Origin of the sequence: Pirellula sp. SH-Sr6A, from assembly GCF_001610875.1 — a bacterium.
Taxonomy (GTDB): Bacteria; Planctomycetota; Planctomycetia; order Pirellulales; family Pirellulaceae; genus JBKCUI01.
In genome coordinates, this window is the sequence record NZ_CP011272.1 from 6,260,097 (window position 1) to 6,284,817 (window position 24,721).

Annotated in this window: 20 protein-coding genes; 7 read left to right on the plus strand and 13 right to left on the minus strand. The window is 54.6% G+C overall.

The window, feature by feature from the left end:
- Positions 1-7: 7 nt before the first annotated feature.
- Positions 8-2,365, minus strand: coding sequence for a type IV pilus assembly protein PilM (gene pilM / locus VN12_RS24360; RefSeq protein WP_146679499.1), 2,358 nt, complete (start codon positions 2,363-2,365; stop codon positions 8-10).
- A gap of 395 nt (positions 2,366-2,760) precedes the next feature.
- On the opposite strand from pilM, the gene VN12_RS24365 reads away from it, so the two are divergent.
- Complete coding sequence (locus VN12_RS24365; protein WP_146679500.1) at positions 2,761-4,788, plus strand: tetratricopeptide repeat protein; 2,028 nt, start codon at positions 2,761-2,763, stop codon at positions 4,786-4,788.
- Positions 4,789-4,792: 4 nt separating this feature from the next.
- Positions 4,793-5,494, plus strand: coding sequence for a BMC domain-containing protein (locus tag VN12_RS26725; protein WP_146679501.1), 702 nt, complete (start codon positions 4,793-4,795; stop codon positions 5,492-5,494).
- Positions 5,495-6,056: 562 nt separating this feature from the next.
- Here the strand turns inward: VN12_RS26725 and VN12_RS24375 are convergent.
- From VN12_RS24375 to VN12_RS24395, 5 genes are all read right to left on the minus strand, one after another.
- A complete protein-coding gene (locus VN12_RS24375) occupies positions 6,057-6,668 on the minus strand; it encodes a class I SAM-dependent methyltransferase (RefSeq protein WP_146679502.1) in 612 nt (203 codons plus the stop codon).
- 144 nt (positions 6,669-6,812) lie between these two features.
- Entirely contained in the window at positions 6,813-8,267 is a 1,455-nt protein-coding gene (locus VN12_RS24380) for an APC family permease (protein ID WP_146679503.1), read from the minus strand.
- 5 nt (positions 8,268-8,272) lie between these two features.
- Positions 8,273-9,169, minus strand: coding sequence for a tetratricopeptide repeat protein (locus VN12_RS24385; RefSeq protein ID WP_146679504.1), 897 nt, complete (start codon positions 9,167-9,169; stop codon positions 8,273-8,275).
- A gap of 16 nt (positions 9,170-9,185) precedes the next feature.
- Entirely contained in the window at positions 9,186-10,223 is a 1,038-nt protein-coding gene (locus tag VN12_RS24390) for a DUF1080 domain-containing protein (RefSeq protein WP_146679505.1), read from the minus strand.
- Between the two features lie 79 nt (positions 10,224-10,302).
- On the minus strand, positions 10,303-11,175 hold the full coding sequence (locus VN12_RS24395; RefSeq protein ID WP_146679506.1) for a LysR family transcriptional regulator: 873 nt from the start codon (positions 11,173-11,175) through the stop codon (positions 10,303-10,305).
- 163 nt (positions 11,176-11,338) lie between these two features.
- Here VN12_RS24395 and VN12_RS24400 point away from each other — a divergent pair, with 163 nt between their 5' ends.
- Both VN12_RS24400 and VN12_RS24405 read left to right on the plus strand, forming a co-directional pair.
- Positions 11,339-11,653, plus strand: coding sequence for an HPF/RaiA family ribosome-associated protein (locus VN12_RS24400; protein WP_146679507.1), 315 nt, complete (start codon positions 11,339-11,341; stop codon positions 11,651-11,653).
- A 94-nt stretch (positions 11,654-11,747) separates the two neighbouring features.
- Entirely contained in the window at positions 11,748-11,951 is a 204-nt protein-coding gene (locus VN12_RS24405; protein ID WP_146679508.1) for a hypothetical protein, read from the plus strand.
- On the opposite strand, the gene VN12_RS24410 is transcribed toward VN12_RS24405, so the two are convergent.
- The 7 genes from VN12_RS24410 to VN12_RS24440 form a co-directional block, all read right to left on the minus strand.
- The gene (locus VN12_RS24410; protein ID WP_146679509.1) at positions 11,941-12,753 is read right to left on the minus strand and encodes an SDR family NAD(P)-dependent oxidoreductase; all 813 of its coding nucleotides are present in this window, start codon (positions 12,751-12,753) and stop codon (positions 11,941-11,943) included. The genes VN12_RS24405 and VN12_RS24410 overlap by 11 nt on opposite strands.
- Positions 12,754-12,769: 16 nt before the next feature.
- The gene (hflX, locus tag VN12_RS24415) at positions 12,770-14,161 is read right to left on the minus strand and encodes a GTPase HflX (RefSeq protein WP_146679510.1); all 1,392 of its coding nucleotides are present in this window, start codon (positions 14,159-14,161) and stop codon (positions 12,770-12,772) included.
- 295 nt (positions 14,162-14,456) lie between these two features.
- Positions 14,457-15,143 carry a class I SAM-dependent methyltransferase gene (locus VN12_RS24420; protein ID WP_146679511.1) on the minus strand — a complete coding sequence of 229 codons (687 nt, stop codon included), beginning with the start codon at positions 15,141-15,143 and terminating at the stop codon, positions 14,457-14,459.
- A gap of 96 nt (positions 15,144-15,239) precedes the next feature.
- Complete coding sequence (locus VN12_RS24425) at positions 15,240-16,061, minus strand: SDR family NAD(P)-dependent oxidoreductase (RefSeq protein WP_146679512.1); 822 nt, start codon at positions 16,059-16,061, stop codon at positions 15,240-15,242.
- Positions 16,061-17,431, minus strand: a complete 1,371-nt coding sequence (locus VN12_RS24430) for an ABC transporter ATP-binding protein (RefSeq protein WP_168164623.1) — start codon at positions 17,429-17,431, stop codon at positions 16,061-16,063. Before VN12_RS24430 ends, VN12_RS24425 begins: the two co-directional genes overlap by 1 nt.
- 2 nt (positions 17,432-17,433) lie before the next feature.
- Positions 17,434-18,291 carry an ABC transporter permease gene (locus VN12_RS24435; RefSeq protein WP_146679514.1) on the minus strand — a complete coding sequence of 286 codons (858 nt, stop codon included), beginning with the start codon at positions 18,289-18,291 and terminating at the stop codon, positions 17,434-17,436.
- Between the two features lie 6 nt (positions 18,292-18,297).
- The gene (locus VN12_RS24440) at positions 18,298-19,194 is read right to left on the minus strand and encodes a carbon-nitrogen hydrolase family protein (RefSeq protein WP_146679515.1); all 897 of its coding nucleotides are present in this window, start codon (positions 19,192-19,194) and stop codon (positions 18,298-18,300) included.
- A 269-nt stretch (positions 19,195-19,463) separates the two neighbouring features.
- Here VN12_RS24440 and VN12_RS24445 point away from each other — a divergent pair, with 269 nt between their 5' ends.
- The 3 genes from VN12_RS24445 (at position 19,464) to VN12_RS24455 (ending at position 24,717) form a co-directional block, all read left to right on the plus strand.
- Positions 19,464-20,303 (plus strand): tetratricopeptide repeat protein, encoded by an 840-nt coding sequence (locus VN12_RS24445; RefSeq protein WP_146679516.1) that lies wholly within the window; start codon positions 19,464-19,466, stop codon positions 20,301-20,303.
- Between the two features lie 676 nt (positions 20,304-20,979).
- Entirely contained in the window at positions 20,980-23,397 is a 2,418-nt protein-coding gene (locus VN12_RS24450) for a polysaccharide biosynthesis tyrosine autokinase (protein WP_146679517.1), read from the plus strand.
- A 30-nt stretch (positions 23,398-23,427) separates the two neighbouring features.
- Positions 23,428-24,717 (plus strand): alkaline phosphatase family protein, encoded by a 1,290-nt coding sequence (locus tag VN12_RS24455; RefSeq protein ID WP_240491258.1) that lies wholly within the window; start codon positions 23,428-23,430, stop codon positions 24,715-24,717.
- Positions 24,718-24,721: the final 4 nt, after the last annotated feature.

Genomic DNA, 24,721 nt, shown 5'->3' on the forward strand with positions numbered 1-24,721 from the left:
ATTTCAATCAGGGAGTGGTCGAAGCGTCGACCGAAGCTTCCACGCTTCCTTCACCTTCCACCCCCTCTGCGGAGGTGTCGGGAATGGTTCCACCCGCGAGACTTCCCCCTTCGGGCTCAAAACGGGGTTTCCATGCAAATTGCAGCACAAACTCAAACTTGGGTGCATCGAAGAAGGGCTGAACCTCGTTCCCTTTTTCGTCCTTCAAGGGTTTGAAGGCGTTGGCACCCGTCATACCCCCCCCTTCGGAACCATAACCACCTAGGCCAGATCCACCCATACCGGGGCCGCCCATGCCAGGCCCACCCATTCCGGGTCCACCCATGCCAGGGCCCCCCATACCGGGTCCGCCAACACCAGACCCGATTCCTTCACTTCCGACGCCACCGGCCGCTGCGGCGGCAGCAGCCGCTTTCATGCGTTCCTCATGCAGCAGCCGAAAGTACTCGGGATTTTCAATTCTATGCTTTGCGTTGAGGGGCTGAGCCAGTCGGATGACGGGGAGGCGAATCCCCAAATCCCTTACCAATACATGACCTTCGGGAAGGGCCGGTTTACCCTCTGCTGGAGGAGAAATTCCCGTCTTGTCGACAATCGGCAACTCGATCGATCCATTCTCGAGAAACTCGACCATGTATCTTAAAACGTGATCTTGCTTCTCCTCGCCGATGATTCCGTTGTAGTAGTGGAAACCTTTCATTTCGATAACCCAACCGGGGCCGGTCAAAGGGGTCGGATCGGGAATGGCTTCTGCTACTTTTTCGGGTGCAAACCACGCGCGCCGCGTTTTTACTCCATCGAGGTATTTCGTCTTCAGATCCGGCGTGAACCATTTCTCCAAGTCGGCAAAGTACTTTTGCTCAACGCTCGTGACGTGAAAGTCTTTCCGCTTGTTGTACGGTAATTCGATGGGGGTCTTGTCTGCTTCATCCGGATTTTTGAACAAGGACGCTTCGACCACTTTGAGGAGCTCGAGTGTTTGCAGTCGCCGGCTGGCTCCCGAGCTAACTTCTTTTCCGACCTCTCGGTAGAGCTTGGCCTTGCTGGTCAGCGACGAGTCTTTGGAGAACTCCGAACTCGAAGACTTCGAGAGTGTCTCCACCTTGGACTCGGCATCCTTCCAGCTCGAAATATCGACTACGCTTAACGCTTGCCCTTTGGTTGCGTGATAGGTCACCATCGCTCCGAGCAAAATCGAAAGAGCTCCAACCGTCCAAGGCTTCTTGTTGCGAATGACTCGTTCGAGAACGATGTCGCGCGGCAACAAACTGGTCCTCATCGGTCCGCGTTTGAGCAATTGCAAGCAGAGCCCATACACGACCCCATAAGCTGGTACGTTTTCCTTAAAGGCCTGCGCGCCGATGACTTCATTCCCATCCAGTTTCGGGAATCGATCGAGAGCTTGAACCTCCATTCCAAGATTCTTGTTCAGGAATTGCAACAAGCCAGGGAGCTTGGACGTATTCCCCAGCAAGAGCATCGAGTCGATCTCTCCCTTTTTGTTGACGGTCTTGTAGAAGTTCAGCGATCGCTGAATTTCCGTGACCATGTCATTGAAGACGGGACGCATGGCTTGGAAGACCAACTTCGGGTCATCGGCTTGTAATGCGTTTCGCTTCAGATGCTCCGCCTTCGCAAACGTGAGCTTTAGATCTTTGGTAAGCTGCCGAGTGAAATGATTCCCGCCGATCGGGATGTTGCGCTGCCACACGCGGAACCCATTGGTGACGATCAAGTCGCTAGCGTCGGTGCCGATCGACAAAATCACGACCGACTTTTGCGGGGATTCCGGATCGAACGTCTCGGTGGCCAATCGCTCGGCGAAGCGATCGTGAGTCACCATGTTGTACAAGCTCATGGGGGCGAGCTGAACCAGATCGATATCGATGTTGCGATCGCGATAGGGTTTCAGAGCTCGGAACACAGCCTCCCTCTTCATCGCGAAAAGTCCGACTTCGCTTTCCAATGCGTAGCCGTCCTCGATCTGTGCACCTTCCATTTGTTGGAAGTCCCAGATCACATCTTTCAAATCGAAGGGAATCTGCTGCTTCGCTTCGTATTTGACAATGTCCCCGATCTTTTTCACTTCCACCGGCGGTGGCTTGAAAAATTTCGCGAGACCGCTTTGGCCAGGCACACTCACTGCGACCAAGGCACCTCGAAGATCGTTCCGGGAGGTGAACTGTTCCAACGCATCGGAGATCAACGCCTCGGGTTCCGCCTCAGGCTGGCTGAGGATCTTTGGATACTCGACAAAGTCGAAGGTGTCGGCGACGACCGTATCCCCTTCCAGATGGCATCGGAGCGCCTTCATGGAGCTCTGGCCAATTTCCAGGCCCCAAACATGTTGAATTTTTTTCGCCATCGTGCGAATCTCCTAAGCCAACTCGCAGAGCATCCGTCAGTCAATACAGGGGGTGATCCCCGACGCTTCGATCTCAAAGCGGAAAAGATCAACCACCGGAACTCAGGATTCCCGCAAAAAGGGTAGACAAGTGTGTGCAGACGAGGAGGAAGGCGCAATCTGACGCCATTCCATGAACCATCTATCCTATCGAACCTCTAGGGCATCTGTCAAAATTTTCTTGATCCCGCTCCTAAAATAATGGTAAAACGAATCGGTCAACGGATAGGGTTGTATCGGCTTACCTACCCTAAACAGGCCTCTTCTCGAAGAGGTGCCCTGCGACGATGGCTGGCCAAACGCCTTCGGTGACCCAATTCATCAACCCCCACTCGCCCCAAGGATAGGATTCCGAGATGAAATTCAAAGGTTTCGCGATGGCTCTCGCGGCAGGTCTCGTGCTGCCAGTGTCGTTCCCCGGACACCTATATTCTGCGGATCCTCTCTCTCGGTCCTCGGACGGGGGAACGGATGCCTCCCAGATCGATACCCGAGTCCAAGACCTCATCCGCCTTCTTGCGGATCCCAGCTATTCGAAGCGCCAAAATGCACGCGCCGAGCTGGAGCGGATCGGAGTCGTCGCGCTCGACCGACTCCATGCCGCGAGTTTTGATGCCGACCCCCAAATAGCATCCTCCGCTCGCTTTATCGTCCGCAGCAATCAGTTCAATTGGGCATGGGAATACGACTCCCCCAAAGTGCGCGAGATCCTCGGCAATTTCGGGGCCGCCGAAGTTTACGAGAAATCGGTTTTCATCGACGAGCTTGCTCGCCTGGAACGAGACGAAGGACTCGCAGCCCTCTGCCGCTTGGCTCGCTATGAAACGGTCGGAGCGCTCGCCAAAAAAGCGGCCATCCACGTACTGAAATCCAAGCCGCTCGTTGGCCAGTCACCCATCGGTCGATCGCAGAAAATTTTGCGATATATCGAAGGAGGAACCAGCGATTCGAGTCTCTGGATCCAAACCTTCCACAGTTCCATTGCCAGCGAAAAAAGTGCAACGACCAGCGAAACCGTTTTCGACGTCGATTGGTGGGTTCGGCAGATAGAAAATGAAAGGGCCTTGATAGGAAAAAACACGCAGGAAACGAGCGTCGACGTTACGGTGGAACTCATCAAATGGGTCACGCAACAGTTGAGCGTAAGGCCGAACACCCGCGAGCAAGCCCTTACGATCGCCGCAAAACTCCTGGAGCCTTCGCTGAACCAATCGCTGCACCGACAGGCTCAACTTGGTCAGCAGTCCGCAGCAGCAAATAGTTTCGCACAGTGGGCCCTGCAGCTTCAATTGCCCGAATTGGTCCATCGTCAACATCAATTGCTTCCAATGCGAATCATCGCGCGCGAACCGATCTTCACCTACTACCTGGCAGAAAGCTACCTCCAACTAGGGGACCAAGAGAAAGCGGAACGAATCGCACTCGCGGCATGGAACGGCAAGCAACTGGAACGCAGCCCCCTGGATTGGAAAGGGGACGCCATCGATGTTTCTACCGGCGAGAAGGAACAGGCTGGGAATTCCGGCTTGGATGCGGTGTTCGCCTACCGGAATCGCTCGGCGAAGGAGAATAGCTACGTCCTAGGAAAGACTCTGGCTGACCGAGGCCGTTTCGAGTGGGCTGAGCGGGAACTGAAGCAGGCCGCAGGCGATGACCTGACCCTCGACTCTTCCCTGATGGCTCTGTTCAAGTTGGCTGAGATTCAACAATCGCTTGGAAAACATAACGAAGCGAAACTCACTCTCGAACCGTTCGTGCTCCGACTGGAAAAAGAGCCGATGTTTCGACGCCAGATGGTCGAACAATCCCAACTCCTAACTTTCATCGTTACGAGCTACCATCAATACTCCGGCGATGCAGCCCGCGTGGAGAACAACGTTGGCGAAGCTGCACGCCAATACATCCTCTCCCTCGATGCCTCGGAAGAGAATGTCGACGCGTTGATCGGACTCTACAAGCTGGAGACAGGTCCAGAACTGCAAGCCAAACGTCGCGAGCGCCTCCGTTCTATCGTCACTCGTATGAAAGATGGAATTCGGAAATACGATCAATTTCTAAGGGATGGGGCTGGGAACGATTACTTTCAAACGTTTTCCCTTCAATTGGCCAATGAACTCAATTCGCTCGCTTGGTTGATCGCGAACACGGAAGGAGATTTCGGCGAGGCGATCCTGATGAGCCGGAGAGCTTGCTCGTTAAATCCGGAGCATGCGGAGTATTTGGATACGTTGGCACATTGCTATTTCGCTGCAGGAAAGTGGAAGGATGCGGTGGAACAACAGCAAAAGGCGTTGTCCTTAAAACCAAACCACCCAGATTTCCAACGTGCACTCGCTCGATTCCAAGCTAAACTAGCGGAAGCCGAATCGCCCCCTTCGAAGTAGCCTCGTGAAACCACCGATTTCCACTTTATCGCCGTTTGCCGATCATTCGTCAGGCAATAGCCACCTGCCCTGCCTCGGAATCCTCGAATGCCTAGGATGGACCGCGTCCCTCGTTGCGCTCGACGCGATGGCGAAAGGGACGAACATCAGACTCATCCAGGCAGAGTGGAATGACATGCTCGGGTCGGTTGTCAAAATCGCCGGCTCGGTTGATGAAGTCGAAATGGCGTTAGAACTGGGCAAGGCTAAGGCGGCTTCCTTTTTTCCGGAAGACCCCAACGGAAATACGATCGTCCGGCAAATTAGCAGTCCCGATCCAGATGCTTTGAGGGCCATTCTAAGCCCCGATGAATACAACGCTCTCATCGAACAACCCGTCGTCAAACAATCCGGTCACCCTTATTCAACTTCCGAATCCTCCCCTATGTCGTCACCATCTTCTCTGGCACTTGGTTTCATCGAGACCCAAGGATTCACGGCGGTTTTCGAAGCCATTGACACCGCTTGTAAATCCGCATCCGTCGAAGTCGTCGGGAAAGAAAAACTCGGCGGAGGGTACGTTACGGTAGTCATACGTGGCGACGTCGCTGCCGTCCACGCCGCCATCGAAGCGGCAAAGCCGAAAGTAGAAGGTCTGGGAAAACTCATCGCTTGCCACGTCATTGCAAGACCCTCCCAAGCAGCCTTGGGACTGCTGCCCAAATAGAAACTAGGGTACGTTCTCTTTTGCTCTCCTTTCACCAGCGGCACGAGAACAACGTGAGGGATCCCGATAGCAGTGGATGCGAGTAGCACAGCAACGGAGCCACTGGTGCCGTCTTCCAGGTACTCGCCGATCACTCCGGCAACTCTCCTCCCACCCAGTAGTGCGGGTATCCAGACCCGCAAACTAGTTCGGCTCGTTATGCTCGCGTGAGACGCATGACGACGGGCCTGAAACCCTTTCTAGGGTATGACGCGGAGTAGAGTGATGACGCGGAGTAGAGTGATGACGCGGAGTAGAGTGATGACGCGGAGTAGAGTGATGACGCGGAGTAGAGTGATGACGCGGAGTAGAGTGATGACGCGGAGTAGAGTGATGACGCGGAGTAGAGTGATGACGCGGAGTAGAGTGATGACGCGGAGTAGAGTGCGCTGAATACGGTGAGCAGGAGCACACGAGACGCGGGAAGAGGTCTAGGCTGCAGAGAGACGGCAAAAAGTTGCGCTTCCCCACCGAAGCTAGGTGACTGGTATCCCTCTTGGGAAGAAACTGTTTTTGAATCGCTTCAGATTCGCTGGAAGACGCCGTAATAAAAATGCTGGGGGTTCGAAGTGGGCGTAGTGTGCAAGTGAAGGAGGCTCTGAACAAGCCGGAAATCACTTCCTAGCAACTCTTGCATCGATTGTTCGTCGACTTGTTGAACCGGTAAGCCACTACACTTTTCCGGACCACCTTTCGCAAAGGCACCGACGATGAAGTACCCGCGAGGCGCAAGGGTTCGCTTTAACAAATCCACGTACAGAAGTTGATCCTCTGCGTCGGTCAAGAAATGCAATACGGCACGATCGTGCCAGATGTCAAACTCGCCTAGCGACTTGACAGCGGTGATATCCGCCACCATCCAGTTCACCTTTTTCGCTTGCTCCCCTAAACGACTCTTGGTGGCAGAGATCGCAGTGGGTGAAATGTCTAGAACTGTGACATGCTGGAAACCAGCGTCGAGTAATCGGTCCACCAATAGGGATTGTCCTCCTCCAATATCGATGATCCTCCCTCGGGTTGTACCTGCCGACTGGAGTATCAAGTTCATCGATACATTTGGCTCAGCCTCATACCAACTGACTTGGGTCGGTTTTTTGGTCTGATAAACATTTTCCCAATGCTGGGCTTTTTCCATCGCAGCGTTTTCCGTGGCGTGGTTTGTTTTAAGCAGGATTGTTCGAATAGAATCGCATCGCACTTGGTTCTAGAAAGGGACGGTGCAAATGGGATGAGTTATCGGGCCCGTGACCAAACGATTGCAACATGCGGCTCGGCCGACCTAAGTCCTCGGAATTCTTCGCAATCGATAAAGCTTCGCGACGACATACAACAGAATCCCGGCCCCGAAAGTAACCGCGCTCGCCAAAAACTCCCTGGGAACCAACCAATATCCAGCGCATATCAACGCGATCGCACCCAGGACGTAAACGGAGCTGCAAGCCATTTCCAACGGAGTTAGAGCGGGAAGAGACGAGCGCCTTCTACATGCAGCGATTATCAAACTCGCAATCGCGAGCGCTCCGCAAACGGTTAAGGTGAGTCCGAGATACGTAGCGACTCCTCGAATGCTAGTAGACCAAACGAACAGCAGGGTGATGGAGGCCTGAAGGACGAGGGCGGCATGGGTTGCCCCTGGGCTTTCTCCCCATCCTTGGGAACCAATTCGGTAGTCGCGCGCCAGTTGCAGTAGGACTTGGGGGCCCGTAATGGTCATTGCGAGAACACTGGTCGCTGTCGATAGGATGATCACCCAATTCATGAGACGCTCCAAAAACGTCCCGCCGATTTGTCGAGCGACTGTCCCCACAAACGACTCTCCTGCCTCCACGATCTTCTGCGCCGGAATGGAGTAAAGGAAAATCGTATTTAGCACCAAATAGAGCCCCGTCACGATCAAACAAGCCCACACCATCGAGCGCCCGATGACCGGGTGGGTTGCAAGATCTCCCGTCGAATCGAAAGGGCTATCGACGCATCGCTTCGTAGGGCCATGGGGAATGATGCTTTTTTCCGATGGGTGAGTTAGGCTTCCTGCAAGGTAAATACTGGCGTTGAAACCCGTGTAGCATAGGGTTGTAAAATAAAGGGACGCGAGAATGCCCCAAAGAAGTTGTAACGCCGAACTTTCCGATGCACCGGTGCCCATTACCCCGGACTCTCCCTTGGTAATCAAATGGGAAAGTCCCCAGATGATAAAAACCAAGAGCCCCAGCAGCTTGATCGCGACCACCGCATTATTCGCCGTAGCATTCCAACCCAAACGGACGGCATGCAATCCCGTCGCAATCAGAATCACAGCGGTTGCGGTACACAGTTCTAGCGTGGTCCGATCCGCACTGACGAAGGAAAGCTGGGAAAGATCGATCGACTTGAGCAAATAAACACCGAGCAATTTGCCGGACAATGCTATGGGAGCCGCGAAGCCTGCGATGACGGAAATCCAAGCGGCCAAGAATCCAATCGCAGGGTGGACCCAACGGGAGAGCATCGCATACTCCCCACCCGAAACAGGAAGCCGTCGCGCTGCGGCGGCGTAAGCGACGGCTCCGCACATCGCGTGAATCCCAGCGATCAACCAGACTAGAAGGACGTACCGAGCATCCTTCAAATCTGCCAACGAGTAGCCGCTCGACACATAGACCCCGGTGCCAATCATGTTGCCGATGACCAAGCATAGGAGCGATATCAATCCGATAGAAGGTCGCGCGTGCGACTCCCCTGACTTTGAATCCATTCGAGTCACTCGCGACGTGTGGCAGATGACGGGGACGGCTGTGGTGGCACGGGCAATAGCGTGCGGAGCGTGTCGATCTTCTTTTCGATCGCAACCGAATCCTTCGGTGCCTGTTTGGCCAATTCCGATAAGTAATAGATGGCCGAGTCAATCAATCCGACCTCTTCGGCCAGCTTTGAAGCCAGCTCGAGTGCCGTCATGGCGACCTTTGGATCGGGAGGTGGGGACCTAAAAAGCGCCGCGCGTCGAAATTGGGAAAGAGCGTCCAGTGGCTTTCCAAGAGATTGGTAGCTCATGGCCATTTGCAGCGAGGCGCGCGCCCGCAACGCGAGTTCGCGCGAAGCCACTTGCAACACCTCGATCGCCTCTTCGAATCGTTTGCTCTGCCTCAACGCGATTCCCAGCGTGATAAGGATTTCGGTTTGGTCCGGATGGCGAGCGAAACGATCCCGGCAGACGCGGATTCTCTCGTTAAGCAAGTTGATCTCGGCCTGCTCCAAGTCGTATCGCGCCTTGTCGCTAGGTGATTGTGCTGCTTCTTTCTTGGCCGCATCCAGCAATTGCGTCGCGAGAGTTAATTGCAGATCCTCATGCATGCGAACAATCGGCTCATGCTCAGGACAGTTCTTAATCCCTGCGTCGAGAACGCGACGCGCGTCGGTCCATCGCTCCGTCTGCAGATAGATTGTTGCCAATTCTTCATAAGGACCTGCAACCGCAGGGGCATGCCGGATCTCTTGTTCGAGTTGCTGGAACCGAACAAGTGGAATCACCGGTGGTTTGCTTCCCGTAACAGGGGCTTCCACTTTGACAAATAGCGAATCGGTATCGGAATACCTCGACAAGGTCTTGCTGCCCATCGCGGCCGGTGAAGGTGTCGTGGTCGATTCATGAGTGTCCATAGGTTGAGTATAGCCCTTAGTCTTTTGTGGGGACTACCCAGATGTTTCTAAACACTACGGGGTTCCCGTGGTCTTGCAGGAAGAGAGGGCCAGGTCCAGGGCCTTCAGGGAGATTCCCTGGGGTACCGCCTGTTAATTCCAGATCCTCGTGAATCACCACTCCATTGTGTTCTATTCGTATTCTCGCGTTCTTTGTCTTTTTACCCTTCTCATCATAGCGAGCGGCGGTGAAGCGGATGTCGTAGGTTTGCCAACTCAGCGGCGGATAACACATGTTGATCGAGGGCTTTGCCATTCGATAGATACCACCGCATTCGTTGTCCGCCCCCGCCAGTGCGAACGAATCCAAGACTTGGACCTCGTATCTCCCTTGGACGTAGACGCCGCTGTTACCGCGACCTTGCCCGGAATCGCTTGGCTGAAAAGGGGTGCGGAACTCGATGTGCAAGCGGTGGTCACCAAATGTCTTTTCCGATGTGCCTCCCACGCCAAGACCATACTCCGACGGCTTCGCGCCTCGGAAGTCGTTCGTTTTGTCGTCACGATAAAGAACGATCCCTTCCGATGGGGGCTGAGCACCCAGGGTCTTGCTTTCGCGGATAACCTTGGTCAGCGTTGCGCGTTTTTTGGGTTCATCGGAGGTGCCGATTTCGAGAGTGAGTTTCCCGTTTTCAATCGAACAAGTGACTCCTTCGCTCTCCCCCGAAGCTCGTTTGTTTTTAGGATCTAAAGCCAGCTCCATTTTCTTATCTGGGTTGGAGGATTTTGCCCCCGCTCCGGGGAGCCCCCCCTTGAGAAGATGGACGTTTAGATTGTTCGTTCCTACCGCAACGACTTGCGCACCCCAATTCCCATCCCACGCGTCCACGACGCCAAGGTACTCACCTTGAACCTCAAACAAAATTCCGGCCTGGCGAGGTTCGACAAAAGTTTCCCCGGCCAAAGTCCTCGCATTGTTGAGAAAAACGAAAGGCAAGGCCCATACTAGAACGCGCAATCGCATTGCCAAAGCGTATCGGTTGTTCTGTTCGGACCGCATGGAGAGATTGGTCATCGCAAAGGCTCCTTGGCGACGAAATAAGATTGGATTGGGCGAGAGGCAACAACGGTGCAGTCTAGCAGAAACAGCGTCACTAGTGCGTGATCAAGAGGACGGCAGGATGCTCGATTTTTCGCTCCACCGACAACGCGTAGTAGCGCTCAACAATGGGAGTTTCGCCGATAACACGAACCCCGTAACGCTTGCTTACCTCGGAAAGGATCATGGTCGGAATTCCAAAGATTCCCATCCCCGATTCACCCGCAATTTTGAGCATGGCTGCGTCTTCAAACTCTCCTCGAATCGTCGGTTTAATCCCTGTTTCGGTAAACCATTGATCCAGATTTCTCCGCAACACGGTGTCGACGGTAGGAAGGATGAACGGAGCCTGGTTCAGGCTTTCGGGGAAGTTCTTTCGATACCGGCTCACCAATTTGGGGACCCCTACAAGTGTCACCGTTGATTCTTCAAGCAAATGCGAGTAAACCCGGAACTTCATGCTCGGGTCTAACGGGGTGTCGGAGAGAACAACATCAAGTCGGTGCACTGCCAATTCGCTTACCAACTTGTCGACATCCCCTTCGCGGCAGATCACGCGGATCGGCTGGTCGCTCCCAAGCCCCTTTTCCAGAAATTTGTACGCAAGCAGTTTGGGCATCGCATCTTTAACGCCCACTCTTAAAAGAAGCGGATGGCCAGCAGGCTGACCCCGAACCGCTCCTTTGAGCTCTTCGCCCAAGGCAAAGATATCGCTTGCGTAACGATATACCGTCTCGCCCATGTCGGTCAGCGCGATCCCTCTCCCCGATTTCTTCAGAAGCTGGCAACCTGCCGACTTCTCCAACTCACGAATCTGAATACTCAGCGTCGCGGGAGTGACGTGCATCTTCTGCGCCGCCTTGGTCATGGAACCTTCGCGCGCTGCGGTCCAAAAGTAAAAAAGATGGTGGTAGTTGAGCCATTCCATAGTGTTAACTTTTATTTAACGGTCGATGTCGTTTTTTTAGTATAACTCACGATCCAGAATGCCGTAGTATTGGGTATGTGATCTTTGTTGGATTCCCGCTCCCCATTCGGAATGGGTACTCGGAGCGGTCTCCGACCTCACCAATGTGTCGAAAGGTTATGCTATGGCTATCTCTGTGCATGCTCGCGGAATTCGGATGACGGAATCGCTCAAGAGTTGGGTTGAGACAAAGCTGGAAAGTGCTGTCTCGCGCCTGGGACATCGGGGGCAGAGTGTTCGCGTTCTTTTGTTCGACGAAAACGGCCCGAACCGAGGCGGAGAGGATAAGGCTTGTCGCGTCGTCGTTCGAATGGCACGCAACGAAACATTGGTGGTCGAAGACAAAGACGTTCACATTCACGCCTTAGTCGATCGCGTCTGCGATCGTATTGCGTTGGCGATCGATCGGCGTGCAGAACGGCGCAGAGCGCACAGGTAGATTCTCGGAACCGTTAGAGCCTCCCTCCGTTTCTCGGACGGGCGTTCTTCGGTCCGATACCTGTGACGTCGCATCCACCGCGGCGAGGAGTTCAATGCAAAAGCACTTCGGTGCAGAGGCTTGCTTGCACCCGCTTCTGCAGAAACGATGGTTCCTCGCTGCGGTGGGAATCCAGGGGGCGAATGCGAGCCTTTTCGATGCCGGTTGCCATCGACTCGCTTCGTCAGTCGCACGGCAGGTGGAAGAATCGGTGGAACGCACCCGTGGGTTGGCAATTTCGGGTGCGATCACGCGTTAGGTTTAGGAATTGCAAATCGCTCCAAAAACCAATCGGTAAGTCTGGGGAAAAACCTTCCTAACCAAACGAGCATACGCCCACCCCAGCTAAGAATTCTTTCTCGTTTGGATCGGATCAGGACCCGTATCGCCTCCTCGGCAACTTGATCGGCCGACATGCTTCCCACAGACGGTGATTTTTGTCCGGGTGTGGATTCGAGGAGGGAGTCGAAGAATTCGCTCTTGGTGGTACTCGGACTTAGCATCAGGACATCGATTCGTTCAGCGACGAGTTCCACTCGCAACGCTTCGCTCCACCCTCGCATCGCGAACTTGGCCGCGCAGTACTCGCTCTTGAGTGGAACTGCGCGATGGGAAAGAACGGATCCTATGTTCAAGATCGCGGGCCTCCTCTTTGACGCGCAGGCGGCACGCAGCCAGGGCAAGCATTCGCGAGTGAGTTCGGCGGGGGCGAAGAAATTGATCTCCATAATCCGCCTAAGCCGCTCTTCGCCCGCTTGTTCAAAACGGCCTATCGCCCCTGCACCCGCGTTATTGACGAGCACATCCAGTTTTCGCCAATGTCCGTCGATCCAGTCAATCACGGCATGTCGGTGGAGTGGGTCGGCCAGATCACCCGTGAGCGTTTGAATCGAACCAGGGCCCTGTCTGCACTCCCGTTCCAAGTCCTGCAGGCGATCTTCTCGCCGAGCAGTTGCGAGGACATGGGCCCCGCGCTGAACAAGTTTCTTACACAGGGCTCGACCAATTCCACTGGAACCGCCAGTAACGAGCACCTTGGCATCGATCAGTGAACGTCGCAAAGCGATCGAACTCCCATCAAGCTACTTCGCCGACATTCTGGGATCCGCTGGTTGGCGTCTCTTCCAACGGGACCGGGACATAGGTTGCACGATCTGGGCCTTTGGATTCGCTCGCGACAGGCAACTGTCCGGCGATCACACGCAAATCGACTCCTTGCGAAGCCAATTTGCCTCCCGCACCCACCGGCAATCGACAGTGGATGATGGCGAAGTCATCGTTGTATTGCTTCGAAATGATTTCTGCATGTTGTGCCAACCATGCCATCGTCTTTCCATCGTCAAGCGGAAGTTTGACTTCCAACTCGGCAAAGTGCTTTGTCAATGCGTCGCTCACGGCGATGGAGAATTGAGACAATCCGATCCCGCTTTTGGCGGAGATGAGAATCGCATTCGGATATCGCGATTTCACCAGTTCGGCGCGTTCGCTCGCTCCCTCGCAATCGATTTTGTTCAGTACGAGCAGCGTGTCTTTTTCATCGATCCCAATTTCTTGCAGGACTTTGTAAACCGATGAAATTTGGTGGAGCACATTCGGGTTGCTGGCATCCGCAACATGGAGGAGGAGATCCGCTTGACGAGTCTCTTCCAAGGTCGCGCGGAAGCTCGCGATCAGGCGGTGGGGTAGATCACGAATGAATCCAACCGTATCGCTTAACAATACGGGACCCCAGCCGGGCAGCATCCATCGACGCGTTCGTGTGTCTAAGGTGGCAAAAAGTTTATCCACCGCTTCGACACCTGCGTCGGTCAACGCATTCATCAACGTGCTTTTTCCCGCATTGGTGTAACCCGCTAACGAGACACTATACATTCCACGACGCGACGCTACCTCTCGCTCCTTGCGACGCTCAACTTTGGCGAGCTCCAATTTGAGATCGTGTACCCGTTTCTCGGCCAAGCGTCGGTCCACTTCCAACTGCTTCTCCCCGGGGCCCCGCATCCCAACTCCCATGGTTTGACGCGACAAGTGCGTCCACATCCGTTTCAAACGTGGAAGAGAGTACTCCAATTGAGCGAGCTCCACGGCCAGACGCGCTTCGTGTGTCCTCGCGTTGCTCGCGAAGATATCCAGGATCAACTCGGAGCGATCCAAGACCTTCACATTCAAGGCCTTTTCCAAATTCCGTGTTTGAGCTGGGTTCAGATCGTTGTCGAACAGCACTACATCCGCGTCGTGCATCTCCAGCATCGCCTTGAGCTCTTGGACTTTCCCCTTGCCGAGATAAGTCGTTTGGTCTGGATGGTCTTTTCGTTGAAGAACCGTTCCCACAACCGTGGTCCCGGCGGTCGTCGCCAATCCTCGAAGTTCATCAAAAGGATCCTCGGACTCGAAATCATTGGGGAGGATAAGTCGCGCCAGCACACTCCTCTCGCTGGCCAAACTTTCAGATCGATCGTGCGTTTGCAAAGACTGAGATTCTCCGAAGACGATAGACAGACGGAACAGGATCTTGGTCGCCGAAACCCGACAACCTTCATGGAAGTATACTCTACAGGGCCCGAGCTGGGTTCTGGCGGGGGAATTAAATCACCCGTGGGAGACCACGGCTTTGCCTCAAGAACGCTCTGGCAACCTACAAAAATCCTACCGTATTCACGCGATAGCCGATGGGGCCGCCCCGTTCGCTCACCGAAAAGACACTCCGAGGCGAGGCAGGTTCGCGGACATTATCAGAAAGCGCGATTCTCCCTTCTCAAGGGACTCACTCGGTTTTTTCAAACACAAGGAAGTAATTCTCTTTGAGGATTTTTGAGTGATCGCCGACTTTCTTGAATCCACAGGAGAGGATTTCCTTTTCAAAAACCTCTTGCCCCGCGCGCACGTGGCTCAACGTCCATTCACTGCTCTCCCCTTCGATTCGAATAAAGTCGATCACATATAGCCTGGCCCCCGGCTTCATGGCCCGGCGAATCGATGCCATCGTTTTGAGGGGAAACTCAAAATGGTGATACGTATCACAGATGTATACGGCGTCGACCGAGTTTTCGGGCAATTTGGTGTCGTCGGCAGTGCAAAGAATTCCAACCACCTGATTGAGCTTCTTTTCTTTGCAGGTAGCGGCAATGTGATCCAAAAAATTCTGCGAGATATCGACGGCAATCACATTCCCAATCTCACCGACAGCTTTGGCGAACAGCTGCGTAAACAATCCGGTGCCGGCCCCTACGTCTGCAATGGTGGAACCCGGCGCCAGCTTCAACGCTTGGACAATTTCCTTCCGCTTCGCGTAGACCTCGCGACTCTCGACCTCGAAGCGTTCGACGAAATCGTCCACTTTGGGGTCCCGAAAACTGTCATTGATACCCGGCTTCACACTCTTGTCTTGAGCGTCCACCGACACAGACGAAAAGGTGAGCAGTAGTAAAATCCCCCATGCGTATCGCATCATTCCTCACCCTTCGATGTTTCTCGATGTCATCCATTGCGACCCAATCCAGACGAGATTGTCGCATTGATTCGGCAGTGGGGAAAGTGCCTTGCAGTCTTAATCGCGATGGAGACTGCGACGGAGAAGATACTCAGCAAGGCCGGGGGCAAACGCGAAAAGGCCGATCACAATTCTCGCCTTCCAAGGAACGATGAGTTCACGTTCTCGCTTCGCTGCCGCCACCAGAATACGTTGACTGAGCCAAACCGGGTCAATACGTCGGAGTTTAGCGCCGCCCCCGGGTTTGCTCGCTCCCTTTTGTTGGATTCCACGCTGAGCGAGCAATGCGTCGTAACGATGATCGCTGTCGTCTCTCGCAATCGGACCGGGTGCGACCAAGAGGACGTGCACTCCCCTCTCCTTCAGCTCCATCCGCCATTGCCTGGTAAGGGCCGTCCATGCGAATTTGGTCACGCAATAACCTCCCATGTTGGGTGTGCCGATCAACCCGGCCAACGATCCGATGTTGACGATACAGCCTTGGTTTTGAGTCACAGGCACAAGGCAGCTTTTCGTCACCGACCAACCGACCAGGACATTGGTGTTGAATTGATTTAGCAAATCCTCTCGCGTCAGCTGATCAAGCATTCCGCGGTCGGAGACGCCGATCGCATTGACCAACAGATCCACACCAGATCGCTCCAGTCTTTCTCGAAACCCACTTTGAAGATCGATCTCCGCCGCATCGCATGCGAAGGAATCGACAGTCATCGCGCCTGCTTGTAGCAATCGATCGCGCTGCAGTCTCAGGTTATCCGCATCCCTTCCAATCAGTACCAAATGCGATTGCTGCCGCGCGAGTTCCATCGCCAGATGCAATCCTAAACCGCGCGAGCCTCCACTAATGACCGCTGTTTTGCCAGTCCAAAATTCCGACATCAGTCGATCCTCTGCACATCTTTGGGAACGCTCGTTGCAGTGGGATGCACCGCAGTGGGATGCACCGGATCGAGCGACTGCGAGTTCCAATCCAACCTAGGCCGTATCATCGGGCCGGCCCAGCTGCCTGCATATTCCTTTCGCATCGCCCCCGTATCGTGGACGACGAATGAAAGGACAGAATCTAGTTCGATTTCGGTATCGCCGGGTTTTTCACCGAGTGCCAATGAAATGAAATAGCGATTGTCGTTCAAGAAATTCGAGGGGAGAGTGCAGACAGAACGATAGATGCCTCTTGGTAGAGGTCTGCCGAAGAGTGGATCGGGTCTTTGGCACATACTCGGAGCATTCGCGGTCCAAAGGATGTTAACCGCAGTCTCGTCTTTCAATCGGAGCGAGACCGTTACCATCGCATCTTCTTGAAGGACCTCGAATTCAACCGAAATACAAATCGGCCTATCGATATCTACTTCCGAAGCAGCATCCGAGGCACCCGTCCCGCTTCGAATGGCAACCGATCGCAGTAAAAGTCTGGACGACTGCGGCGCATCGCCCCGGTCCCAGCGCTTTTCCCCTGATGTCCCCACCGAGCTCTTCAAGTACTCTTCGATGACGGAATCGGGACGGCTATCCATCACGAGCTTTCCGTCGCGAAGGTAGACGGCTCGTGTGCATAGGTTGGCAACGGAGGCGAGGTTGTGGGAAACAAGCAGTACAGTGCGCCCCTGTTCGCCTAACTCTTTCGCTTTGAGGACGCACTTTTGTTGAAACGCGTGGTCTCCCACCGCCAGGACTTCATCGACAATGAGGACATCCGGTTCGAGATAAGCAGCGACTGAAAAGGCCAAGCGCACCGCCATGCCGCTGGAGTACCGTTTGACGGGAGTGTCCAAAAACTCTCCGATTTCAGAGAAGTCCACGATGGCATCAAACCGCGCTTTGATATCCCGCCGGGACATTCCCAAAATGGATCCGTTCAGATAGACATTCTCACGGCCTGTCAGCTCAGGATGGAAGCCGGTGCCGACTTCGAGCAAACTCCCGATCCGCCCCCGAACTCCGACACGACCGGTGGTAGGAGTAATGATCCGCGCCAGCAGCTTGAGCAAGGTGCTTTTCCCCGCCCCATTTCTCCCGACGATTCCCAGAATCTCCCCTTGCCCAACCTCCAAATCGAGACCTTCGAGCGCCCAGAACCAACCGTCTCGAATCTGGCCGTTTCGTGACGAGGCAGAAGGGATCGTCGGCGATGGTCCTCGTGATGCCCATCGCCGAATCGCGCTTGCGAAGACCTCGGTGAGTCGGCCATATTCGTTCGAAGCCCCTAGGCGAAATCGTTTGCTTACCCCATCGAGATGCACGGTTCGCATTATCAAATCCGATCTGCCAATTGTCGATCGGCGATTCGAAACCATGCCATCCCAGTGACGAACAATAGGGCGGTCAAAAACATCGAGAGAATCAGTCCCGGCAGGCTTGGCGGTTGGGTACCGAGAATGGCCCATCGCAACGAGCTGATGCAAGATGCGATCGGATTCGCTTCGTATGCGGTTTGCCAATAGGGCCCTAACGAAGTGGAGACTCGCTCCAGATCATAGACTACGGGCGAAAGGAACATACCGATTTGTAGCGCGAACGGCAGTGCGTAACCCACATCGCGATATAGCGCGTTGAGGGATGATAACCAAGCGATGCACCCAACACAAAACACGAGAAGCCACAAGACAATTGGAATACAAATCCAAATCGTCGACCATTGCACCGAAGCTCCTGTGAAATAGAGAGTCGGAACCAACAGTGTGCAGCCGATGAAGAAGTCAAAGGCAGCGCACATCAACCCAGCCAGTGGTAGAAGAAGGCGTGGAAAGTAAATCTTGGTCACAACATGTCGGTAATTGACCAGAGAACCGGTCGCATCGCGGAGTGCATTGGCTACCAGTTGCCAGCAAAGCATCCCAATGAGAACGATATTGGGGTAAGCAGCGCTGGAACCTGACGCTTTGGTTCCCAGGACAAAGAAAAGCCCCATAAAGATGAACGCCCCCAACAGAGGTTGAAGGAGAACCCAAAGAATCCCAACGACCACTTGCCGATAGCGGATGAGCAAATCGCGCTGAAAAAAGCGGAAGAGCAGTTCGCGCCGCTGCCAAACCTCACCGATTTGTTCGAGTCCGAGCGCATCGCCTGGACCATAGTATCGGAGAGGGGGAGGTGACTCCTCGTATGCCATGAATCGTCAGCCTTCGATATCGCGAACCAAGGAGTGGGGACGGGTGATTGCACCGTATGCTTCGGGACGTCGATCTGCCCAGCGATCGATCACATGCTCGCGAGGGACCCGAACCAATCGCTTGTTTCTCGCTTTCGACAGATCGATCTCCGCAGTGAGCACGCATTCGTCCTCGTGAGGAGCGTCCGCGAGAGGGTTTCCATTGGGATCGCAAAATCGGGATTGACCAATGAAACGAAAACCGCGTTCGGTCCCCACCCGATTGACGCTTACGAAGTACACGTTGTTCTCTAGAGCGCGGGCATTGGGCAAGTACTTGGCAAAGGTGTCCGCTCCCGGTGGCCAGTTCGTTGGAAGGATGAGCAAATCAGCCCCTTCTAATGCCAAGCACCGGGACGACTCCGGAAAGGATCCGTCGTAGCAAATGTGAACTCCGACTCGCAAGCCCCCGGCATCAAAGGATCGATAGGGCTGTTGCCCCATGGATGTGAAACGATCCACTCCGAGATAAGGCAAATGGATTTTGCGATAACAATCGACAACGCCGTTGGGCCCGACGAGAGGGCAGCTGTTGTATAGCTTCCCATCGGCCCCCCGCTCCAGCATACCAAAGGCGACAAATTTGCCGGTCTGGCGGCACCAGTCGCCGATCGCATCGGTCGCTGGTCCAGGTATGCTTTGCGCGTGCGGCCATGCCTCGTCGTAACTGGAGAAACAATAGCCGCTCAGCATGCACTCGGGAAAGACGATCAAATCGCTCGCGGCAACTTCGTCCTTCTGCAGCCAGTCCAGCATTCGCGCAAGATTGGCTTGGGTGTCGGCGAAGGAAACGTTCGTTTGAATGCCGCTCACCCGCCTCAAGTTGGCAGGTACTCTCGCAGTGGGTTGCGTGACGGAAGACATCTTGGGAAAGGCCTCGCTTAGGTCAACGAAAGGGAAGAAGACATACTATCCGCACCCGATAGACCATGAAAGCCCGAGTGAATACCACGCCACGCGCCGGTCCACCACCACCCCTCGCGTCGCTCCCGACCCGAGAAGCTACCTTGAGAAAACGGAACGAGCCTCCTATACTCTCCCGCTTCCCTGCCCCAATTCGGTGCCCTGACCCGGCCATACGGTCGATGGACCGCTGGGGATTCCATTATCGGTTCAGCGATTGAAAAGTAGCCATGAAGAGCGAACAGCAGAATATCCAAGAGTCCAATCTTCTCGCTGATCAAATCGAAAACTTTCTGATCAAAACCAAAAAGGTCCTGCCTCAGATAATCTCGGTCGTGGTATTGGCATTGTTGAGCCTACTCGGCTACGGGATTTATCAAAGCGTTCGCAATGGACAGAGCGCAGAAGGCTGGACTGCACTGTACTTCAGCGATACCGATGCTTCCGATCTGGAAAGCATCGCAGATGACTTTGCCTCCACCCCCGCGGGCCTTTGGGCGCGTCAAGCGGCCGGGGACGCCCATCTGGCGAAAGCTCTCGAAAGTGTCTTTACCAACCGGGATGTAGCAGACCAACACTACAAAAATGCTGTCGCAGAGTACGAAAAGGTAATCGGCAAAGGTAGTGATCCCCTCCTGTTGGCACGAACCCACTTTGGCCTTGCGCAAGCCAACGAGGGGCTCGCGAACCGAGACGATGCGATCGCTCACTACCGTAAAATATCGGGTTTGACCGGCGTCGACGACGCATTCCAAGCCGAAGCGACCAAGCGAGCCGATTGGCTGGAATCGAAAGACGGAGAGACCTTCATTACCTGGTTCAAAGAAAACCGTCAGGCAACTCCCGCAATCGCTCCTCCCACTGGCGAGCTGCCCGCAATTCCGAGCCAACCTACATTGGATTTGCCACCTCTTCCTTCCACGCCCGGTGTGACCCCTCCCAGCGAACCTGTAGCCCCAACCGGGGCGGCAGAGGGGACTCCAACGGAGTCGACCACCCCTCCTGAGGGTGCCAAAACGGAGGAAACTTCCACGAACGATGCCGCTCCGCCAAAACCTGACGCTCCCTAAGGTCCGATGATGGATCGACAGAAACTTGCGGAAACCGCTTCAAAGCTCTTCCTCGAACATTCCAAAAGGCACGTTTTCCTATGCACCGGGGATTCTTGCTGCAGGGGAAACGAGGGGGCTAAAGCTTGGGACGCGCTCAAAGACGAGCTGAAACGACGCAATCTTAGCTTGAGCGATTCCCCCCAAGCCTGCTTTCGGACCAAGGTCCATTGCCTTCGGGTTTGCACGCAAGGTCCCATCTTGGTCGTGTATCCGGAAGGGCATTGGTATGCTGAGATGACAGCAGACAAAATCCCTACATTCGTTGAGAAGCAACTCATTCAGGGGGAGCCGATCCCAGAATGGATCTTCGCAACTCGTCCGCTGCCCCTATAAGGGCAAAGCTAGGGCCCTAAAAGATCCAGTCTAGGGCCTTGCAAGGTCCAAGCTCGCCGGCTCAGCGCAATCCAAGGCCGTTTGGCTTTTGAACCGATTGTTGGACCCAACCACGCCACCTCGAACCCTTAGTCGCCATCAGAACGCTGCAAACCACCGGTAGATCCGGAACCAATGCAACGACCGTTCCATCCGAATGGGAAATTCCTTCAGTATCAGCCCGATTAGCTGGATCGAACATGCTGCCTGCGTAAACTAGAGGGATGTACTGCCCCAAGGCTCTAGTATTAGAATTTTGAATATGGATGCCATCCGCAATCCGTCCGAACCATCGCTCCCGAATCAGCCAAGTCAACGACAGCAGACGAATCCCGATCTGCTGAAGGTGCTTTGGCGCTGGAAATGGCTGCCCATTCTCGGGGCCTTCATCGGCCTCACTGTTGGCTATTTGGTCTATGGCCAGATGCCGCCCCAGTACAAAGCGATGGCGCTCGTGCAGGTGCAGAGCCCTATGCGCAATCTCCCCATCGACAACATGAATATGCCGATGGACACCAAGGGGAAGAGCGACGAGCTCGTGGTGATCCGCAGTTTGTCGGTTATCGAAAAGGCGGTTGAGTCCGCCAAGTTGACCCAGCACCGCAAACTTCTTGGCAAAAGCAAAGAAGAGATCATTGGTTGGATCAAGAACAAAAAGGTTCTTGAAGTCAAGCTTGGTTCTACCGACCCGAATAGCGAGATCATCGCGATCGGTATTACCACCGACGACGCGGAACTCTCTGGGACGATCCTGCAGGCAGTGGTCGCAGGCTACAAGGCCCATACATCCAAGAAATTGAATGACGCTTCCAACGACGCGGTCACCGTCCTGAACAAATACAACGATTCGTATTTGAAGCGTCAAGAGAAGGTGCAGAAGGACGTCGAGAAGATTCGGCAGAATGCCGATTTGATCTTTGTCGATGGAAAGCTAATGGACCCATCGGCTTCGAAGCTGATCGCGATGGAAGAATCTGTCGCGGTGATCGATAGCAAGAAGCGGGGAGTCGAATCGTTGCTTGAACAGATTCGCATCGCCCAAGACGCCGGGAGACCGATCGAAGAATCTCTCCGTCTGATTGCGTCCTCCGCAGTAGGGACCCTTGCGGCACCACTGGATGGGGTCAACATCGCCAACGAGAAGAACGACGTCCGAGTCCTAGCCTCGGCGGTGAGTCAGTTTGAGGATATGCAGGTCATCCCCATTCGCATCAAGCTCAAGCAAGAGCTAAGCACATGGGGCGAGCAGCATCCGACCGTGAAGGTGCTGCGAAACAGTCTGGATGAAGTCGAAGCGAAGCTGGCAGAAAAGAAAGCCGCTCTCCAGGAAGCGGAAGAAAACGTCAAGCTGTTGATCGGATCCGACCAGCGCGACATCCCGAGTCTTCAGAACCAGCTCAAAAATTCGCTTGGAGCCCTTACCGAAGAACTTTCCAAATTAGAGCGCGAGAGAAACAAGGTTCTCGAGGACATCGCGTCGATCAAGGTTAAGGTGCAGGCCAACGCCCAGTTGATCGGCGACTTTATGATGAACCTCGCCGAACTCGAAGCTCTCGGCAAGACTTCGAAGGAGATCAGCGAAGTTTTGAATCGATTGTTGGTCAGCACGGAGTCGAATCAAACCACGATTTCCGATTTGGAAGTTTCGTCCCTCGGTGGATTCGTCGGTCCGCGCATCGAACTCTATCTTGGTATTGGGGCCATGTTGGGATTAGCGCTGTTCAGCGGTATCGCTTACTTGCTTGAGCTCGCAGATCGTTCCTACCGCAGTCCGGATGAAATTGCCGTGGACCTTGGGATGCCGATCATCGGTCACCTGCCGCTGGCGAGTCTCTCGCGGACCAAACGGGTGGATGAGAAGGTGGACACGTCCATCGTTACCTTGCACAAGTCTCGCTCCGCATTGAGCGAAGCGTTTCGCGGAATTCGAACAGCCCTCTTTTTCACTTGCAGCCAGGGGTCGATCAAAGTCATTCAAGTGACCAGTCCTGTGCCTGGCGATGGAAAGTCGACGATTGCGGCAAATCTCGCGGTCTCCATTTCCCAATCGGGCCGCCGTGTCTGTTTGGTCGATTGCGACTTCCGACGTCCGCGGGTTGCTAAGATCTTTGGACTGCGCGAAGACTTAGGGCTCGTGCAAGTCATTGGAGGCAAAGCGGAGTTGGATGACGCGATTCAAACCACGACGATCGAAAACCTCTTTGCGGTGACATGCGGTCGGCGGCCGGGGAATCCCGCCGAGCTATTGGCCAGCGAGCGTTTCAATCAATTGCTCGCCGAACTGCGGGACAAGTTTGACTATGTGATTGTCGATACTCCGCCAATTTTGGTGGTGAGTGATCCTGCGGCGGTTTCCACCAACGTCGATGGTGTCATCTTGACCGTTCGTCTCCGACGAAACCTCAAACCGATTGCCCTCCGAGCATCTCAGATGCTCCATTCCATGAACGCCAACATGATTGGCGTGGTGGTAAACGGAATTGGAGTCGGTGGAAACGGATATGGATACGGAGGTTATCGTTACGACGCGTACTCCAGCACTCCGGGTTATGGCTACGGTCAATCGGGATACGGTGGTTATGGGTACGGCGCTACCTATCAATACGGCGGGTACTATGGAGGGACCATGATTGGAAAGGATTATTATTCCGATTCGGTTCCCAAACCCGTGAACAAATAGCACGCGATCGAGCTGGAAACGGAATTGGTATTGAGTCCTAAGAAGGTCTGTATCATCAATGTTGTTGGGCTGACGCCTGACTTGATGGCGCACGCCCCGCATATTGCCAAGCTTGGATCCGCGACTCCTTGGAAGCCTCCTCTTCCCGCGGTCACTTGCACCTCGCAAGCCACGATGCTGACGGGCCAATTGCCAGCCGACCATGGCATCGTGGGGAACGGCTGGTACTTTCGCGAAACAGGCGAAGTTCGGTTTTGGCAACAGTCGCGGAATCTTATTCAGTCGGACCGCTTGCTTTACGACGGTATCGACACGGCCAAGATGTTTTGGTGGTTCAACCAGCATGCCCCTGTTCGCTGGGGCGCCACTCCTAAACCTCATTACGGGTCTGATGGTTCGAAGGTATTTGACATCCTCGACAACACGGAATGCAGGCTCGTCGAACACCTCGGGCCCTTTCCGTTTTTCTCGTTCTGGGGCCCGAACGCAGGGTTGCCAGCTTCGGACTGGATCGCCAAGGCAACAGCCATCGTTCTTCGAGAAAAGCAACCTTCGTTGACGTTAGCCTACCTACCCCATCTCGACTACGACTTTCAGCGATTCGCTTCGCCGAGTATCGAGCGAGTCCGGGAGGTCGATCAGTGCGCCCAGATCGTTATCGAGGCGGCCCACTCCATCGGCGCGACGCCCATTGTGGTGTCGGAATATGGCCTCGTTCCGGTCGATAAGCCCGTTGGTATCAATCGAGTCCTTCGTGAGCATGGATGGCTCGTGGTTCGCGATGGACCATTCGGAGAACAGATGATGCCAGGCGATTCCAAAGCTTTCGCGGTCGTCGATCACCAGCTGGCGCATATCTACGTGAAGAACTCGGCCGATCGCGGGGCCGTACGGCGTTGCTTGGAGAGCATCGATGGCGTAGCACAAGTTGTCGATCCCGCCGAGATCGGATTGGGGCATCCTCGAAGCGGAGAGTGGATCGCACTTGCACAGCCGAATGCTTGGTTCCATTACTACTTTTGGCTCGATGATGCGAGGGCCCCGGATTACGCGAGAACTGTGGACATCCATCGCAAACCCGGATACGACCCGGTCGAATTGTTCATGACTTCGCGACTGAGAGCGATCGCGCGTGTCGCCCAAAAGAAACTAGGGTTCCGGTACCGAATGGACGTGATTCCACTGGAACCCGAACTCGTTCAAGGGAGTCATGGGCTGTGGACTTCCCCTGAGAAAGGTCCCTTGATTATCGGACCGGATGCCCCAAACGACATGCTGCTCTTCAAGGCCTATATCCGGGGTATGTTAGGGGCGAGTTAGCCAA

What these genes read in the sequence shown, in the direction of transcription:
- pilM (WP_146679499.1), bottom strand. Translation starts at nt 2,365, where the DNA reads ATGGCGAAAAAAATTCAACATGTTTGGGGCCTGGAAATTGGCCAGAGC.
- VN12_RS24365 (WP_146679500.1), top strand. Translation starts at nt 2,761, where the DNA reads ATGAAATTCAAAGGTTTCGCGATGGCTCTCGCGGCAGGTCTCGTGCTG.
- VN12_RS24375 (WP_146679502.1), bottom strand. Translation starts at nt 6,668, where the DNA reads ATGGAAAAAGCCCAGCATTGGGAAAATGTTTATCAGACCAAAAAACCG.
- VN12_RS24380 (WP_146679503.1), bottom strand. Translation starts at nt 8,267, where the DNA reads ATGGATTCAAAGTCAGGGGAGTCGCACGCGCGACCTTCTATCGGATTG.
- VN12_RS24385 (WP_146679504.1), bottom strand. Translation starts at nt 9,169, where the DNA reads ATGGACACTCATGAATCGACCACGACACCTTCACCGGCCGCGATGGGC.
- VN12_RS24390 (WP_146679505.1), bottom strand. Translation starts at nt 10,223, where the DNA reads ATGACCAATCTCTCCATGCGGTCCGAACAGAACAACCGATACGCTTTG.
- VN12_RS24395 (WP_146679506.1), bottom strand. Translation starts at nt 11,175, where the DNA reads ATGGAATGGCTCAACTACCACCATCTTTTTTACTTTTGGACCGCAGCG.
- VN12_RS24400 (WP_146679507.1), top strand. Translation starts at nt 11,339, where the DNA reads ATGGCTATCTCTGTGCATGCTCGCGGAATTCGGATGACGGAATCGCTC.
- VN12_RS24405 (WP_146679508.1), top strand. Translation starts at nt 11,748, where the DNA reads ATGCAAAAGCACTTCGGTGCAGAGGCTTGCTTGCACCCGCTTCTGCAG.
- VN12_RS24420 (WP_146679511.1), bottom strand. Translation starts at nt 15,143, where the DNA reads ATGATGCGATACGCATGGGGGATTTTACTACTGCTCACCTTTTCGTCT.
- VN12_RS24425 (WP_146679512.1), bottom strand. Translation starts at nt 16,061, where the DNA reads ATGTCGGAATTTTGGACTGGCAAAACAGCGGTCATTAGTGGAGGCTCG.
- VN12_RS24430 (WP_168164623.1), bottom strand. Translation starts at nt 17,431, where the DNA reads ATGCGAACCGTGCATCTCGATGGGGTAAGCAAACGATTTCGCCTAGGG.
- VN12_RS24435 (WP_146679514.1), bottom strand. Translation starts at nt 18,291, where the DNA reads ATGGCATACGAGGAGTCACCTCCCCCTCTCCGATACTATGGTCCAGGC.
- VN12_RS24440 (WP_146679515.1), bottom strand. Translation starts at nt 19,194, where the DNA reads ATGTCTTCCGTCACGCAACCCACTGCGAGAGTACCTGCCAACTTGAGG.
- VN12_RS24445 (WP_146679516.1), top strand. Translation starts at nt 19,464, where the DNA reads ATGAAGAGCGAACAGCAGAATATCCAAGAGTCCAATCTTCTCGCTGAT.
- VN12_RS24450 (WP_146679517.1), top strand. Translation starts at nt 20,980, where the DNA reads ATGGATGCCATCCGCAATCCGTCCGAACCATCGCTCCCGAATCAGCCA.